13 protein-coding genes are annotated in these 15,726 nt (G+C 30.9%); all 13 read right to left on the bottom strand.

Features of this window, described 5'->3' with window-relative positions:
- Positions 1-62: 62 nt before the first annotated feature.
- On the bottom strand, positions 63-977 hold the full coding sequence (locus Q0733_RS07255) for a dimethylarginine dimethylaminohydrolase family protein (protein ID WP_298780730.1): 915 nt from the start codon (positions 975-977) through the stop codon (positions 63-65).
- Positions 978-1,044: 67 nt separating this feature from the next.
- On the bottom strand, positions 1,045-2,331 hold the full coding sequence (locus Q0733_RS07250) for a citrate synthase (RefSeq protein WP_298780727.1): 1,287 nt from the start codon (positions 2,329-2,331) through the stop codon (positions 1,045-1,047).
- 177 nt (positions 2,332-2,508) lie between these two features.
- Positions 2,509-3,798 carry a phosphopyruvate hydratase gene (gene eno / locus Q0733_RS07245; protein WP_298780725.1) on the bottom strand — a complete coding sequence of 430 codons (1,290 nt, stop codon included), beginning with the start codon at positions 3,796-3,798 and terminating at the stop codon, positions 2,509-2,511.
- Between the two features lie 158 nt (positions 3,799-3,956).
- Positions 3,957-9,227 (bottom strand): DUF11 domain-containing protein, encoded by a 5,271-nt coding sequence (locus tag Q0733_RS07240; RefSeq protein WP_298780722.1) that lies wholly within the window; start codon positions 9,225-9,227, stop codon positions 3,957-3,959.
- Between the two features lie 428 nt (positions 9,228-9,655).
- Positions 9,656-10,774, bottom strand: coding sequence for a glutamine-hydrolyzing carbamoyl-phosphate synthase small subunit (gene carA, locus Q0733_RS07235; RefSeq protein ID WP_298780719.1), 1,119 nt, complete (start codon positions 10,772-10,774; stop codon positions 9,656-9,658).
- Between the two features lie 92 nt (positions 10,775-10,866).
- A complete protein-coding gene (gene rplQ / locus Q0733_RS07230; RefSeq protein WP_298780716.1) occupies positions 10,867-11,340 on the bottom strand; it encodes a 50S ribosomal protein L17 in 474 nt (157 codons plus the stop codon).
- Positions 11,341-11,399: 59 nt separating this feature from the next.
- Entirely contained in the window at positions 11,400-12,392 is a 993-nt protein-coding gene (locus Q0733_RS07225; RefSeq protein ID WP_298780714.1) for a DNA-directed RNA polymerase subunit alpha, read from the bottom strand.
- 93 nt (positions 12,393-12,485) lie between these two features.
- A complete protein-coding gene (gene rpsD, locus Q0733_RS07220; RefSeq protein ID WP_298780712.1) occupies positions 12,486-13,091 on the bottom strand; it encodes a 30S ribosomal protein S4 in 606 nt (201 codons plus the stop codon).
- Between the two features lie 125 nt (positions 13,092-13,216).
- Complete coding sequence (gene rpsK, locus Q0733_RS07215) at positions 13,217-13,600, bottom strand: 30S ribosomal protein S11 (RefSeq protein WP_298780709.1); 384 nt, start codon at positions 13,598-13,600, stop codon at positions 13,217-13,219.
- A 78-nt stretch (positions 13,601-13,678) separates the two neighbouring features.
- The gene (rpsM, locus tag Q0733_RS07210; protein WP_298780706.1) at positions 13,679-14,044 is read right to left on the bottom strand and encodes a 30S ribosomal protein S13; all 366 of its coding nucleotides are present in this window, start codon (positions 14,042-14,044) and stop codon (positions 13,679-13,681) included.
- Positions 14,044-14,160, bottom strand: a complete 117-nt coding sequence (gene ykgO / locus Q0733_RS07205) for a type B 50S ribosomal protein L36 (RefSeq protein ID WP_004568720.1) — start codon at positions 14,158-14,160, stop codon at positions 14,044-14,046. Before ykgO ends, rpsM begins: the two co-directional genes overlap by 1 nt.
- A 16-nt stretch (positions 14,161-14,176) precedes the next feature.
- Positions 14,177-14,392, bottom strand: coding sequence for a translation initiation factor IF-1 (gene infA / locus Q0733_RS07200; protein WP_004568721.1), 216 nt, complete (start codon positions 14,390-14,392; stop codon positions 14,177-14,179).
- 6 nt (positions 14,393-14,398) lie between these two features.
- A complete protein-coding gene (gene secY / locus Q0733_RS07195) occupies positions 14,399-15,721 on the bottom strand; it encodes a preprotein translocase subunit SecY (RefSeq protein ID WP_298781017.1) in 1,323 nt (440 codons plus the stop codon).
- Positions 15,722-15,726 lie beyond the last annotated feature (5 nt).

Genomic DNA, 15,726 nt, shown 5'->3' with positions numbered 1-15,726 from the left:
ACAAATAGTTTCAGCTACTAAAAAAAGAATTTATAATATGATTAATAGGTTTTAATGTAAAATTAATCTCTAATTAATGGCATTGTAGAGCAACGTAATAAACCTTCTTGTTTTGCAATTTGCGAATAAGCAACTTCTTCAACAGTAAAATCATTTTCTCTTAACCAAGTATTTAATCTTGTAAAATTCTTCTCAGAAATTATTACTTTTTCGGAAATAGAAAATACATTACTATTCATATTATACATTTCGTCTTTAGTAATTTCAAATATATTTTCTTCTCCAAAAAAATCGACCAACCAATTATATTCTTTTTCTACTAAAAAACCGTTTTTATGAAGTATGGCTTTGTTTACACCTATGGGTTGAAAACAACAATCTAAATGAAGAGCGTTTTCTTTTGGATTTAAATTATCTTTTTTTAACTCAAAAGATTTTACAGTTTTATGCGGAAACAATTCTTGTAAAGCAATAACAGCATCAATATTTGTACGTGCAGTAATCTGATCTGGATAATCATCTGCAGAATATGTACCTATAAAAATATAATCATTCCAGGGCATAACATCTCCACCTTCTACATGACATTCTTCTGGTAGTTTTATAATATTGTTTGGATCAATCTGAGAAATCACATGCGATATTGCTTCAATTTCTTGATCTCTATCTGGTAAAATATTAGCTTTGATAAATTTATCTTCAATTACAAAAGCAATATCTCTAGCAAAAATTTGATTGTAATCATTAATAATATTAGGTCTAAATACCTCAACATCATATTTTTTAAAAACTTCAGCAACTGCTTCCATTTCTGCAATCATATCTTTTTCTATTGGATAAGTTCCTGCTAAGACATGCTCTCTACTTTTAGGGTCGTAACAATCTTCTAACTTTGGTGGTTTACCGTTGCTCTGCGCGGTTCCTAAAACTACGCTTCTAAGTCTAGAAGTTTCATTCGTTACATTTAATTTTATCATAGTATAATGCTAAAAAAAGCCTCATAATTTATGAAGCTTTTGTATTTATAAAAATAATAATAATTTTTTATCTTTTGTCTAAAGGTATAAATGATCTTAAATTTTCTCCATTATATATTTGTCTTGGACGACCAATTGGTTCTTTATTAGTTCTCATTTCTTTCCATTGAGCAATCCAACCTGGTAAACGCCCTAAAGCAAACATTACAGTAAACATTTCAACAGGAATACCCATTGCTCTGTATATAATTCCAGAATAAAAATCTACGTTTGGATATAATTTTCTATCAACAAAATAAGGATCACTTAATGCTTCTTCTGATAAGCCTTTTGCAATTTCTAAAATTGGATCATTAATACCTAAATCATTTAAAACTTCTTCCGCAGCCTTTTTGATGATTTTTGCTCTTGGATCAAAGTTTTTATAAACTCTATGCCCAAATCCCATTAATCTAAAAGGATCACTTTTATCTTTGGCTTTTGCCATGTATTTTTTTGTATCTCCACCATCTTGCCTAATAGCTTCCAACATTTCTAAAACTGCTTGATTTGCTCCACCATGTAATGGTCCCCAAAGTGCAGAAATTCCTGTTGATAATGATGCAAATAACCCAACGTGAGATGAACCTGCAATTCTTACTGTAGATGTAGAACAGTTTTGTTCATGATCTGCATGTAAAATTAAAAGTTTATCTAAAGCATTTTTTATAATTGGATTAATCACATAATCTTCATTAGGCTGCTCAAACATCATTTTCATAATATTTTCTACATAACCTAAGTTTTTAGATCCATAATTTAATGGTAATCCTTGTTTTTTACGCATTGTCCAAGCTACTAAAACAGGGAACTTACCCATTATTTTAACTACTGAATTATACATATCTTCCTCTGAATCAACATCAACAGAAGATGGATTAAATGCAGTTAAAGCACTAGTTAATGATGACAAAACACCCATTGGATGTGCTGTTTTAGGAAAAGCATCAACAATTTTCTTAACATCATCATCAACAACTGAATTCGATTTTATATCAGAATGGAACTTTTCTAACTGTTCACTAGTTGGTAAATTACCAAAAATTAACAAATAAGCAACTTCTAAAAAATCAGCTTTTTCAGCTAACTCCTCAATTGAATATCCTCTATATCTTAAAATACCTTTTTCTCCATCTAAAAAAGTAATTCCGCTTACACAAGAACCAGTGTTTTTATACCCTGGATCAATTGTAATTACACCATTTGTTGCATTTCTTAGAGTTTTTACATCTATTGCAACTTCATTTTCTGTACCTTTTATTAAAGGAAACTCATAAGAATTTTCACCGATTTGTAACTTAGCTATATCTGACATTTTCAATCTGTTTTTATTGTTGAATACTCACGCGAAGATACCAAATTATTAAGGATTTATAAAGTGTAAATAATAGATTTTTAACATCAATTTATAATAGAAGTTGATTTAACCATTCTTTAGCACAAAAAAATCCTCATATTAAAATATGAGGATTCTTTTTATATTAATTAAAAATTAAATATTAAATGCTTTTTCTTTTGGAAAAAAAGCAACTTCTTCTAATTGTTCTTCAATTCTTAATAGTTGATTGTATTTTGCCATTCTATCAGAACGAGATGCAGATCCAGTTTTAATTTGTCCACAATTTAAGGCTACTGCTAAGTCAGCAATAGTATTATCTTCTGTTTCACCAGACCTGTGAGACATTACAGATGTATAACCTGCATTTTTTGCCATATTTACAGCTGCAATTGTTTCTGTTAAAGTACCAATTTGGTTTACTTTAATTAAAATAGAATTTGCTATTCCGTTTTCAATTCCTCTAGATAATCGCTCAACATTAGTAACAAATAAATCATCTCCTACTAATTGAACTTTATCTCCGATTTTTTCAGTTAAATATTTCCAACCTTCCCAATCGTTTTCATCCATTCCATCTTCAATAGAAACTATAGGGTATTTTTCAGCTAATTCTGCTAAATAATCTGCTTGCTCTTTACTTGTTCTTATTTTTCCTGTTGGGCCTTCAAATTTTGAATAATCATATTTTCCATCAACAAAAAATTCTGCAGCAGCACAATCTAAGGCTATTTTAATTTCATCACCAAAAGAATAACCAGCGTTTTTTACTGCCAATTCAATAGTACCTAATGCATCTTCTGTTCCTCCCTCTAAATTAGGTGCAAAACCACCTTCATCACCAACAGCAGTAGATAAGTTTCTATCGTGTAAAACTTTCTTTAAGTTATGAAAAATCTCTGATCCCATTTGCATAGCTTGAGAAAATGTTTCAGCTTTTACAGGCATTACCATAAATTCTTGAAATGCAATTGGCGCATCAGAATGAGATCCACCATTAATGATATTCATCATAGGTAATGGTAAAGTATTTGCAGATACACCACCTACATATCTATATAAAGGCATACCTAATTCGTTAGCTGCTGCTTTAGCAACCGCCAAAGAAACACCTAATATTGCATTTGCTCCTAACTTAGATTTATTTGGTGTTCCATCTAAATCAATCATCATCTTGTCAATAGCATTTTGTTCAAAAACAGAAACACCTAAAAGTTCTTCTGCAATAAATGTATTAACATTATTTACAGCTTTAGAAACTCCTTTTCCCATATATGCTTTACCTCCATCACGCAATTCTACTGCCTCATGTTCTCCAGTTGAAGCTCCAGACGGAACTGCTGCTCTACCTAGAACTCCATTTTCTGTTGTTACATCAACTTCAACAGTTGGATTTCCTCTTGAATCAAAAATTTGACGTGCATGAATGTTTATTATTATACTCATTATATGTTGTGTTTAATTAGATTTAAGTCTTAAAAAAAATAATTTTGCTAAATTACAAAATGTCACAATGATTTAATAATTTGTCTTTAATTAATTACGAAAACGTTTGCTAAGAAAATCTAGTTTTTTTTAATAATAGTAATAATTAAAATAATATTTTAATTATTACTATTTGCAGTTGAATCTTTGTCTGTTTGTTTATAAGTGAAAATTTCGGCTTGATTTAAAATAATTGCTCCCGCTGTAGTTACTGTAGCTCCTATTTTTAGCTGTATAGTGTCTCCGTTTCCAATAGACATACTACTTAAATCCCAAATACCTGTTGATGGAGTATAGGTTGTATTGTTTGGTATTGTTGATCCTGTTGCACTATATTGAAGTCCTGTTGGAAGAATATCTTTAACTTGAACTTCAGTAGCAGGATACACACTAGTATTTTTTAAAGTTATTGTAAAAATAATTTCTGCACCTAATTTAACTATTGGCTTATCTACAGTTTTAATTAAACTTAAATCAATAGTACAAGTGTTTTCTGTATCTACCAAAGCAAAAGTAGCATAAGTAGAAACATAGTCTGGTGTTCCATCTTGAGCAGCATCTACACTATCATTTAAACCATCATTATTTGCATCTATACCTTCTATATCTAATATAGCATTTAGTGCACTAGTAGTTGTATTAGTTGTACCATCTCCGTTTTGTATGTCCGCTAATTGTAAATCTATATTTGTTAAAGGAATATTAGACTCAATAGTATCTGGACAACCATCTCCATCTGAATCTAAATCTAAGTAATTAGGCACCCCATCTCCATCGGTGTCTAAAATACCACAAATTGTATTTAAAGTAGTTTCACTATTTGTTTCTATCGTTAAATTAAAGCCTCCTTGACTCAAACCGTTGGTTAAGCGAATTTCTACCTTATCACCTGCAACAACATTTGCTGTTAATGCATTGGGTGAGCTTTCTAAAAAAGATGTATTGTATGCTACCAAAATATCGTTTACATAGATTTCTGCCCAATCGTCTAAATAAGATCCGGCAGGTATAGTAACTGTTCCTGTATTTTCAATAGTTCGCTTGTAAACTAAAGACCAGTTTCCGCTATTACTTGTGGTAAATGGCTCTAAAACAACCAACTCTACACCTGACGCTATAACACTTGTTGTTGGATCTGTATAAGAACTAATGGTTTCCTCATTAAATGTATAAGAAGTAGCACTACCGGTATAGTATCCATGGGCACTAAGTACTGGTGCTTCTCCTGAGGTACCATCTGGACCATGTGAAAAAACATCTGTTGCATTGGATGCATTGGTTATCTCAAAATGACCATCATATACAAAAACTTCCCAAGCTCCTACTGGAGGTGTGTTTTGTATGTTTTTTAATATTAAATTAGAACTACAACCTTCATCAGTATCTAAGACTCCATCATTATCATCATCTAAATCATAGAAATCTGCTACTCCATCTCCATCATGATCATCAAATATATCATCACAGCTATCAGAAACACCATCATTATCCGCATCCGGCCCTACTAAGGTAACATCTGTTGTGGTACCTGTATACGAAGTTGAAGCACCTGTTACAGTACCGTTAGTAGTTTCATAACCTGTTCCGTCTACTTCACCATCACCATCTGAATCTATATGCCCTGATTCTATTGCATCATTACATCTATCTCCATCACTATCCGTATCAAACTTATCCTCTATTCCATCATTATCTGTGTCTTGATAACAACTGTGAACTCTAATATTGGCTCCTAAAGTATCTGGGTCTGTATCTGTTGAATTACCTACAACTGATGACTTAATAATTATCTGATCTATATTTGCAGTCACATTTACACGTAAAGTACTTGCTGGATCGTCATCGGTTGCACCTCCAGTAATTGCTGTAAATACATTGCCATCTTTTAACAAATTGGCTCCTAAATCTGCAATATATGCTACTTTTACCCCATCTTTATAGAAAGTAATCTCAAACTGCTCACTAAAATCTAAATCTCCAGATTGATCTAAGTCTGTTAGTTCTAAATACGCTCCAGATGTTAGATCTATACTAAATAATATACTTAATTCATTTGATGTTGTAAGATTGTTATAATTGTTGTTAAAAGTTATTCTATCTGATGTAGTTAACCCTTTTGTTAAAGTTCCTGAGTCATTTTCTGTATAATTTATTGTTACATCTATCCCCTGAGTAGTTCCATAAGTCTGACCATCTGGATCTAATACATCTCCAGTTATATCAAAATCTAATCTACTATCATTTGGCAAACAATTTTCTTCTTCTGTATCAAAAATACCATCATTATCATTATCTAAATCTATATAGTCAGGAACTCCATCTCCATCGGTATCTTCAGGACAACTGCTTATACCATCTTTAGCTATTGTGTTATATGTAGATGTATAATTAACTGTTCCTGGTAATGTTGAATCTTCTACAACATCTGCCAATCCATTTGCATTTAGATCTCCATTTGTAATTGAGGTTGAAAATGCATAATCTGTTGTTGTATCTGTAGTAGCTCCAGATTCGTAAGCATCACTACACTCATCTTGATCTGAATCTAAATCTAATCTATTTGGAATGCCATCACCATCATCATCGCACTCTGTTGATGCATCTGCACTAGGTATCATACATGTTTCTTTAGAACTATACCATGATTTTTCTATATTTGACCAAGTTGCCCCTCCATCAGCACTATATTGAAAACCCGAAAAACCTGCAGAAATCCATTGATCAACTACATACTGTCTTCCAAAATGCCCTGCTTCTGAAACTACAATTTCTGCTTCATAAGCGGATGGCTCACCTCTTTCATAGCCAGTACCTATAGTTGTTATTGCTGAAGCTGTCCAATTTTCATATCCAAAAGGAGGTGTAGCTCCTCCATATTGAGAACTCACAAAATTGGTTGTATTATTCATATCTAAGAGTGGGCCGTAATCTATACCTTTAGGACTTGAATCTTCAGCAATATTGTAAGTAGGATCAATCCAGTTATTTGGATCACAATCAGAAGAAATTACCCAAGCACCAGATCCTACAGGTGATCTTCCGTTATCTAAAGCATTACTAACTCTTACTTTTATTGTAGTACCATATAAAGTTGACGGAAATTGTATCCAAAAATCAGCCACTACTACTTCTAAGTGGTGTGCTGGGTCTTCCGAAACACAACGAAAGGTTGTATGACCTATAACTGCATCACAGACTAAATCTGCATCAGGAGTTCCTTGTTGTATTGGTAAACCATACTCATCAATATCTAATAAAATCCCTCCTTCAGTAATTGGTACTATACTATGAAGTAATAACTCTTCTGAAATACCTTTCCAGTAACGAACAGTCATTTTTGAATCTGAGGTAATATTTAATGAGGTAGCTGGGCATTCTTCTGTATCTAAAATTCCATCATTATCATCATCTAAATCTACTATATCTTTTATACCATCTAAGTCTGAATCTAAACATACATCATAAAAAGCATTGTTTGCATATTTATAAGTTGGTATATAGTTTAAACCTGTAAATGTACTTGTATCTTCTAATGCATCAGCTAATCCATTTGCATTAGTATCTTCTCCATTAGTTACTGTATTCGTAAATTTATAATTTGCAGTTTTGTCTGTAGTTGCACCTGCTTCTAAAGCATCTGAACAGTTATCTTGATCACTATCTAAATCTAAATGATTGTAAACGGTATCAGAATCTGAATCATCTGTACATGTATCTTTTGGGTTTAAATTTGGATTATAATCTAAAGGATAAAAAATAATTTCTACTATTCTTCCTGTTGCTGTTGCAGTACCAGCAACACCAGCTATTCTATAACTTGAGTATGACGCTCCAGTATTTACAGTGTTGTTAAAATCAAAAGAAGAATTAGTTACGTTTAAAGCTTGAGGGTCAGATAACCTTTCCCAATTTGTTCCTCCATTATTTGATCCTTCTAACTGAAAAGTTACTGAGGCTGGGTATTGGGTATTGGTATATATTCTAACTTTATCTACAATTAAATGAGTAGCATTTGTATTAAGCTCTACTAAAGACAACCCTGAAACTGCCGTGTTAGCAGCTAATTGTGCCCAAGATGATGTTGAAGTGCTAAAACTTTCATCGAACATTAAATCATATGATCTTGTTGAATGAAAAACAAAATCTGTTGTTGTATTTAATTCAGTAAACGCTGCTACTTCTTCTTCTGAATAAAAACAATTTGGACTTTCAATAAAATCTGTAATTCCATCATTATCATCATCTATATCTGTTAAATCTGGTATACCATCATTATCTGTATCTGTTGAAGAATCAGTAGATATGGGTGATACAATTGTGCTACAATTAGCTGCGTCATAACTAGTGGATGTTGGTGGTGTAAATGATGTAGATGTAACCGAGGAGTCAGGTATCACATTTGTGGTATCAAAAGGGCTTGTATCTGTATTTGTTGAATCATAAAAATTAATTCCTTGCCCATCATTACCAAAATTACCTTGATTAATAGTTTCTCCTGTAAAATAATAACTACCTGCCCCATTGATTGTGCTTAAGTTGCTAAATCGAACACCAGAAACCACAGCACCTACACCTTGTGTATAAGTTTGATTGTTTTGAAACAAATCGTTTGGGTACCCATCTATACCTGTTACAATAATATATCCATTATTAACAGTATTACTACTATTATTATTAAAACCCTTATCTGCTGTTAAGTTACAGTTATTTGTAAGAACTGAATTGGAATTGATATTAATAAACTGCATAGAATACAATTTACCATTATTAATAACTGTTCCATTAGGATTAAAATTACCTCCTATAGATTGTACATAGCCATTATTTGTAAATATTGTATTATTATCAGTTGCTAATTCTTGATTAGCTATTACATTCCCATAATTTGTAAAATTAGAACCCGAACTAGATAATGTAAATGAATTGGTAAACTCCATATTTGCGTCTACTCCATTTATTAAAGTTATTGCTCCGTTTATATTTAAAGAAGAAATAAAATTCATTGTACCGTAATTCTCTATAACTACTCCTGCATTAAGGTTTATTCCTCCAAAATTAGTAGTTCCACAATTCTGTACAGTTCCTTGAGGATTATTAAATGATGACGGTGTAAATATGGCTCCATCAGAAACATAAATAACTGCGCCTGAAGGCAAGCTATTTACATTTCCTGTATATGTATATCCATTAGTAAATAAAACGGTTTCTCCAGAATTTAAATTCCCAGTAAAACTATCATTTGTATAAGTTGGAGAAACAGGAGCAGTTGGACAGGAAGTTTGAGCTACAAAAGTTTGAAAACTAAATAATAAAAAAAACAAAAAACAATTTTGATTTTTTATTTTTTCTTTTAAAAAAAAATCTAAAATTGGAATAAAGAATAGTTTCATAATGATAAAAATTTTATTTTTTTTAAAAAAAAACCTATTGTAAGTTACTAAATTTAAACAAGTTAAAGTGAAAATAAATAAAAAAACGATGAAAAGTAAAGAAATGACTATAATAAGCAATAAACTAACCATGAAAACAAATAACTCCTTAAGTTATATTAACTATATAAAATTATTTTTAGCAAGAATACATTTTGGATTAAGAATAAATTATATTTTTTTACTTTCATACATAACTTAATATAAAATGTTAATTCTTAAATGTTTTAATAGTCTCTAATAAAAAACCCACTCAATAAATTGAGTGGGAAAATTGCTATGAAAAAGAATGTGATTTTTCAACCACAGTTCAAATATATATTTATTATATCATTTACAAAACTACCAAATGTTCAAAAACCATTTAATTTCGACGAATAGTCAAAAAGTTACGATAAACCATTTTTTGCGTTTATAATATTAGTGATAAATTGATCAAAAAGATATTCAGAATCATGAGGCCCAGGGCTAGCTTCCGGGTGATATTGAACAGAAAAAACATTCTTATTTTTCATTCTAATACCAGCTACGGTTTGATCGTTTAAATGCACATGTGTAATCTCAACATTAGAATGTTTTTCAGTTTCTTCTTTATTAATTGCAAAACCATGATTTTGAGAAGTAATTTCTCCTTTACCAGTTAATAAATTTTTAACAGGATGATTTATTCCTCTATGACCATTATGCATTTTATAAGTAGAAATACCATTAGCTAATGCAATTACTTGGTGTCCCAAACAGATACCAAATAATGGTAAATTTCTATTAATAATCTCTTTTGCTACAGCTTGTGCTTGAACAAGTGGTTCTGGATCTCCAGGCCCATTTGAAATAAAATAACCATCTGCATTAAATGCTTCCATTTCTTCAAAAGAAGAATTATATGGAAAAACTTTTATATAAGCCCCTCTTTTACTAAGGTTTCTTAGAATATTCTTTTTTATTCCAATATCTAAAGCTGCTATTTTAATTTCAGCATTTTCATCTCCTACATAATAAGGTTTATTGGTTGAAACTTTAGAAGCTAACTCTAAACCATTCATGCTTGGTACTTTTGCAAGTTGATTTTTTAAATCTTCAATATTATCAACATCTGTAGAAATAATTGCATTCATAGCACCATTATCTCTAATATAAGAAACTAATGCACGTGTATCTACATCAGAAATTGCTACCAAATTATGTTTTATAAACCAATCTTTTAGGTTTCCATCAGAATCAGCTCTAGAATGTGTAAAACTAAAATTTCTACAAATTAAACCAGAAATTTTGATTCCATCAGATTCTACCTCAGAATCATTTACTCCATAATTTCCTATATGAGCATTTGTAGCTACCATTAATTGGCCAAAATAAGAAGGGTCTGTAAATATCTCTTGATAACCAGTCATACCTGTGTTAAAACAGATTTCTCCTGTAGAAGTACCTTCTATACCAACAGATTTCCCATAAAAAATTGTTCCATCAGCTAATAAAACTAAGGCTTTTTTTCGTGTTTGATATTTCATTGATTATAGTTGTGTTTGTTAATACAAAAATATAAAAAAAGGGATAAACGTAAACGTTTATCCCTTTTATATTAATTAAAAATTTTCATTTTTTAATCTTCAGATTTTTCTTCTGTTGAAGTCTCTTCTACCTTAGAAGCTTCAGCTTTTTTACTTCTACCTCTACGTGTAGTTTTCTTAGCTTTAGTTCCTTTTGGATTATAAATTTCATTATAATCAACTAATTCAACCATTGCCATTGGAGCATTATCTCCTTGACGGTTTCCTAGTTTGATAATACGTAAATATCCACCTGGTCTATCAGCAACTTTCTGAGAAATTTCTTTGAATAATTCAGTAACAGCGTATTTATCTCGTAAATAAGAGAATACAATACGCCTATTGTGAGTAGTATCAGCTTTAGACTTTGTAATAAGTGGTTCTACAAAAACTCTTAATGCTTTTGCTTTTGCCACAGTTGTGTTAATACGTTTGTGTTCAATTAAAGAACATGCCATATTAGCTAACATTGCCTTTCTGTGTGCTGTTTTTCTACCTAAATGGTTAATTTTTTTTCCGTGTCTCATGACTTTGTTTTATACTTTCATCTTGCATCAACTCATTTTGAGGAGCAAAATATGAAAGGTTAATCTTTATCTAATTTGTATTTTGCTAAATCCATTCCGAAATTTAAACCTTTAACAATAACTAATTCTTCTAGCTCTGTTAATGATTTTTTTCCAAAATTTCTAAATTTCATTAAATCGCTTTTGTTAAAAGAAACTAAATCACCTAATGTATCAACTTCTGCAGCTTTTAAACAATTTAAAGCTCTTACAGAAAGATCCATATCAATTAATCTAGTTTTTAATAATTGACGCATATGTAATGACTCTTCATCATAAGTTTCAGTTTGTGCAATTTCATCAGCTTCTAATGTAATACGCTCATCAGAGAATAGCATAAAGTGGTGAATTAATATTTTTGCAGCTTCTGTTAGTGCGTCTTTTGGATTAATTGAACCATCAGTATCTATATCAAATACTAATTTTTCATAATCTGTTTTTTGTTCAACACGGAAATTTTCAATTGAATATTTTACATTCTTTATTGGAGTGTAAATTGAATCAGTAAAAATTGTTCCTATTGGAGCAGATGCTTTTTTATTTTCTTCTGCAGGTACAAATCCTCTACCTTTTTCTATAGTGATTTCTGCATTTAATTTTACAGATTTATCCATATTACAGATCACTAAATCCGGATTTAAAACTTGAAAACCAGAAATAAATTTTTGTAAATCTCCTGCAGTTAATTGATCTTGACCAGATACAGACACAGATACTGTTTCTCTATCAGTTTCATCAATTTGCTTTTTAAAACGAACTTGTTTTAAATTTAAGATAATTTCTGTAACATCTTCTACAATACCACTAATTGTTGAAAATTCGTGTTCTACACCATCAACTCTTAATGATGTAATTGCAAACCCTTCTAAAGAAGATAAAAGAACTCTTCTTAATGCGTTTCCAACTGTTAAACCAAAACCTGGCTCTAAAGGTCTAAACTCAAATCTACCAGAAAAATCTGTAGATTCAATCATGATTACTTTATCAGGTTTTTGAAAATTTAATATTGCCATTATTCTTCGTTTTAATTGTTATTTAGTTGCGCGGTTTATAAGTTTGAAGAATTCAAATAAACCCTTTGGCTAAATACCAATATGATTAATTTATTATTTAGAATATAATTCTACTATTAATTGCTCTTTAATGTTTTCTGGAATTTGTAATCTTTCTGGTATTTTTACAAAAGTTCCAGTTTTAGTATCTGAATTCCAAGTTAACCATTCAAAAACATTGCTGTTAGACGCTAATGCATTTTCAATAGCAATTAAAGATTTAGATTTTTCTCTTACAGCAACAACATCTCCTTCGTTTAAACGGTAAGAAGGTACATTAACGATATTACCATTAACAGTAATGTGTCTGTGAGAAACTAATTGACGTGCTCCACTTCTAGAGTTAGAAACTCCCATTCTGTAAACTACATTATCTAAACGACGTTCACATAATTGTAATAAGATTTCACCTGTAATTCCTTGAGAAGATGATGCATCTTTAAATAAATTTCTAAACTGACGCTCTAAAATACCATAAGTATATTTAGCTTTTTGCTTCTCCATTAATTGAGTAGCATATTCAGATTTTTTTCCTCTTCTTCTTGCATTTCCATGCTGTCCTGGAGGAAAGTTTCTTTTTTCAAAGTTTTTGTCTTCTCCAAATATTGCTTCTCCAAATTTACGAGCAATTTTAGTTTTTGGTCCTGTATATCTTGCCATTTCGTTTTTGTTATAGATAGGGATTATGAATTAAGGCTTACTCCTTCGATAATCTTGTTCCTATCAAGTTAAAATATAATTAATATGATATTCTCTATTAAAGAAAAAACTGAAATCAATTCAGCTTAAACTCTTCTTCTTTTTGGTGGACGACAACCATTATGTGGGATTGGAGTAACATCAATAATTTCTGATACTTCTATACCTGCATTATGAATTGATCTAATAGCTGATTCTCTACCATTACCAGGTCCTTTAACATAAACTTTTACTTTACGTAAACCTGCTTCTTTAGCAACTGCTGCACAATCTTCTGCTGCTAATTGAGCTGCATAAGGAGTATTCTTTTTAGAACCTCTAAACCCCATTTTACCTGCAGATGACCATGAAATTACATCTCCTTTTTTATTTGTTAAAGAAATAATGATATTATTAAAAGAAGCTGTTACATGTGCTTCCCCAATAGCTTCTACTATTACTTTACGTTTTTTTGCGCTTGATTTTGCCATAATATTTAAGTTTTAGTAATTTAGTTTTCTAGTATTATGCTTTATACAATAACTAGATCTTTATTACTTTATCTAACTTTATTTTTTCTTGTTAGCTACAGTTTTTCTCTTACCTTTTCTAGTTCTAGAGTTGTTCTTAGTTCTCTGACCTCTTAAAGGAAGACCAAGTCTATGACGAATACCTCTCTGACAACCAATATCCATCAAACGTTTGATGTTAATTTGAATCTCAGAACGTAATTCACCTTCAATTGTAAAAGTTCCTGCTTGTTCTCTAATTGCTGCGATTTGATCATCAGTCCAATCTTGAACTTTAATACTTTCGTCAACTTTTGCGTTTGCTAAGATCTCTTTAGATCTGCTGTTTCCTATACCAAAGATGTAAGTTAAAGCAATAACCCCTCTTTTATTCTTTGGAATATCAATACCTGCTATTCTTGCCATTACCCTTGTCTTTGTTTAAATCTAGGATTTTGTTTATTAATTACATATAATCTACCTTTTCTGCGCACTATTTTGCAGTCGGCACTTCTTTTCTTAACTGATGCTCTAACTTTCATCTGTTTATATTTTTTTTTAGTATCTGTATGTTATTCTTGCTTTCGATAAATCATAAGGGCTCATTTCTAGTTTAACCTTATCTCCTGGTAATAATTTAATATAATGCATACGCATTTTACCAGAAATATGAGCAGTTACAATATGACCGTTTTCTAGTTCAACACGAAACATTGCATTAGACAATGCTTCTGTAATTGTTCCATCCTGTTGAATTGCTGATTGTTTAGCCATATTATATTACTTATTTGATTTTCTATTGCTATTTCCCGCTTTCATTAAACCATCATAATGACGATTTAATAAGTACGAATTAATTTGTTGCATTGTATCAATTGCTACACCTACCATAATGATTAATGATGTACCACCATAAAACATTGCCCAACTCTGCTGTACTCCAAATTGAACTACAACTGCTGGTAAAATTGATAAAGCTGCTAAGAATAACGATCCTGGGAAAGTAATTCTAGATAAAACACTATCTAATCTATCTGCTGTGTCTTTTCCTGGTCTAATACCTGGAATAAAACCACCACTTCTTTTTAAATCATCAGCCATTTTATTCGTTGGAATTGTAATAGCTGTATAGAAATAACTAAAAATGATAATTAACAAAGCAAATATAATATTATAACCCAATCCATTCATATCTTGTAAACTTGACATAAAAGGAAATTTTTGAGCTAAAGCAACTGGTAAAAACATAATTGCTTGCGCAAAAATAATAGGCATAACACCTGCTGCGTTTAATTTCAATGGAATATAATCCCTAGAACCTGCAACATTCTGTACATTACCTGCAACAGTTCTTCTAGCATACTGTACTGCAATTTTTCTAACAGCAGTAACTAAAAGCACAGTTAATAAAATTACTACAAACCAAACAATAACTTCAATAAGAATCATCATTAAACCACCTGCACCAGCATTTGTTGTTTTTGCAACAAACTCTTGTAAAAATGCAGCAGGAAAATTAGCTATAATACCAACAGTAATTAATAATGAAATTCCATTACCAACACCTTTATCTGTAATACGTTCTCCCAACCACATTGCAAAAATAGTACCTGCAGTTAAAATGATTATAGAACTTACCCAGAAAGCAGCACCACTAACTAAAAAAGCTTCAGGCCCTAAACCAAATTGAGTTTTAATAGCTGTAATATAAGTTGGTGCTTGAACTAATGTAATAACAATAGTTAACCATCTAGTAATTTGTGTAATTTTTTTACGTCCACTTTCACCATCCTTTTGTAGTTTTTGTAAATAAGGAACAGCAATTCCCATCAACTGAACAACAATAGATGCTGAAATATAAGGCATAATACCAAGAGCCATTACTGATGCTCTAGCAAACGCCCCTCCTGTAAATGCATTCAATAAACCTAAAAGACCACCTGAAGTACTTTCTTTTAATGCTGCTAATTGTAATGGATCTATCCCAGGTAATGGAACAGATGCCATAAAACGATATACAGTAATTAAACCGATAGTAAGAAGAATTTTATTTTTTAACTCTTCTATTGCAAAAATGTCTTTTAATCTATTAATTAAATTCATCATTT

It is taken from the genome of uncultured Polaribacter sp. (genome assembly GCF_947500975.1).
Classification (GTDB): Bacteria; Bacteroidota; Bacteroidia; order Flavobacteriales; family Flavobacteriaceae; genus Polaribacter.
The sequence above is the reverse complement of the archived record's forward strand: the minus strand, read 5'-3'. Positions and strand labels throughout refer to the sequence as shown.

Coding starts and splice junctions, on each gene's coding strand:
- eno (WP_298780725.1), bottom strand. CDS start 3,798: ATGAGTATAATAATAAACATTCATGCACGTCAAATTTTTGATTCAAGA.
- ykgO (WP_004568720.1), bottom strand. CDS start 14,160: ATGAAAGTTAGAGCATCAGTTAAGAAAAGAAGTGCCGACTGCAAAATA.
- secY (WP_298781017.1), bottom strand. CDS start 15,721: ATGAATTTAATTAATAGATTAAAAGACATTTTTGCAATAGAAGAGTTA.
- rpsK (WP_298780709.1), bottom strand. CDS start 13,600: ATGGCAAAATCAAGCGCAAAAAAACGTAAAGTAATAGTAGAAGCTATT.
- Q0733_RS07255 (WP_298780730.1), bottom strand. CDS start 977: ATGATAAAATTAAATGTAACGAATGAAACTTCTAGACTTAGAAGCGTA.
- Q0733_RS07225 (WP_298780714.1), bottom strand. CDS start 12,392: ATGGCAATATTAAATTTTCAAAAACCTGATAAAGTAATCATGATTGAA.
- carA (WP_298780719.1), bottom strand. CDS start 10,774: ATGAAATATCAAACACGAAAAAAAGCCTTAGTTTTATTAGCTGATGGA.
- infA (WP_004568721.1), bottom strand. CDS start 14,392: ATGGCTAAACAATCAGCAATTCAACAGGATGGAACAATTACAGAAGCA.
- rpsD (WP_298780712.1), bottom strand. CDS start 13,091: ATGGCAAGATATACAGGACCAAAAACTAAAATTGCTCGTAAATTTGGA.
- Q0733_RS07250 (WP_298780727.1), bottom strand. CDS start 2,331: ATGTCAGATATAGCTAAGTTACAAATCGGTGAAAATTCTTATGAGTTT.
- Q0733_RS07240 (WP_298780722.1), bottom strand. CDS start 9,227: ATGAAACTATTCTTTATTCCAATTTTAGATTTTTTTTTAAAAGAAAAA.
- rplQ (WP_298780716.1), bottom strand. CDS start 11,340: ATGAGACACGGAAAAAAAATTAACCATTTAGGTAGAAAAACAGCACAC.
- rpsM (WP_298780706.1), bottom strand. CDS start 14,044: ATGGCAAGAATAGCAGGTATTGATATTCCAAAGAATAAAAGAGGGGTT.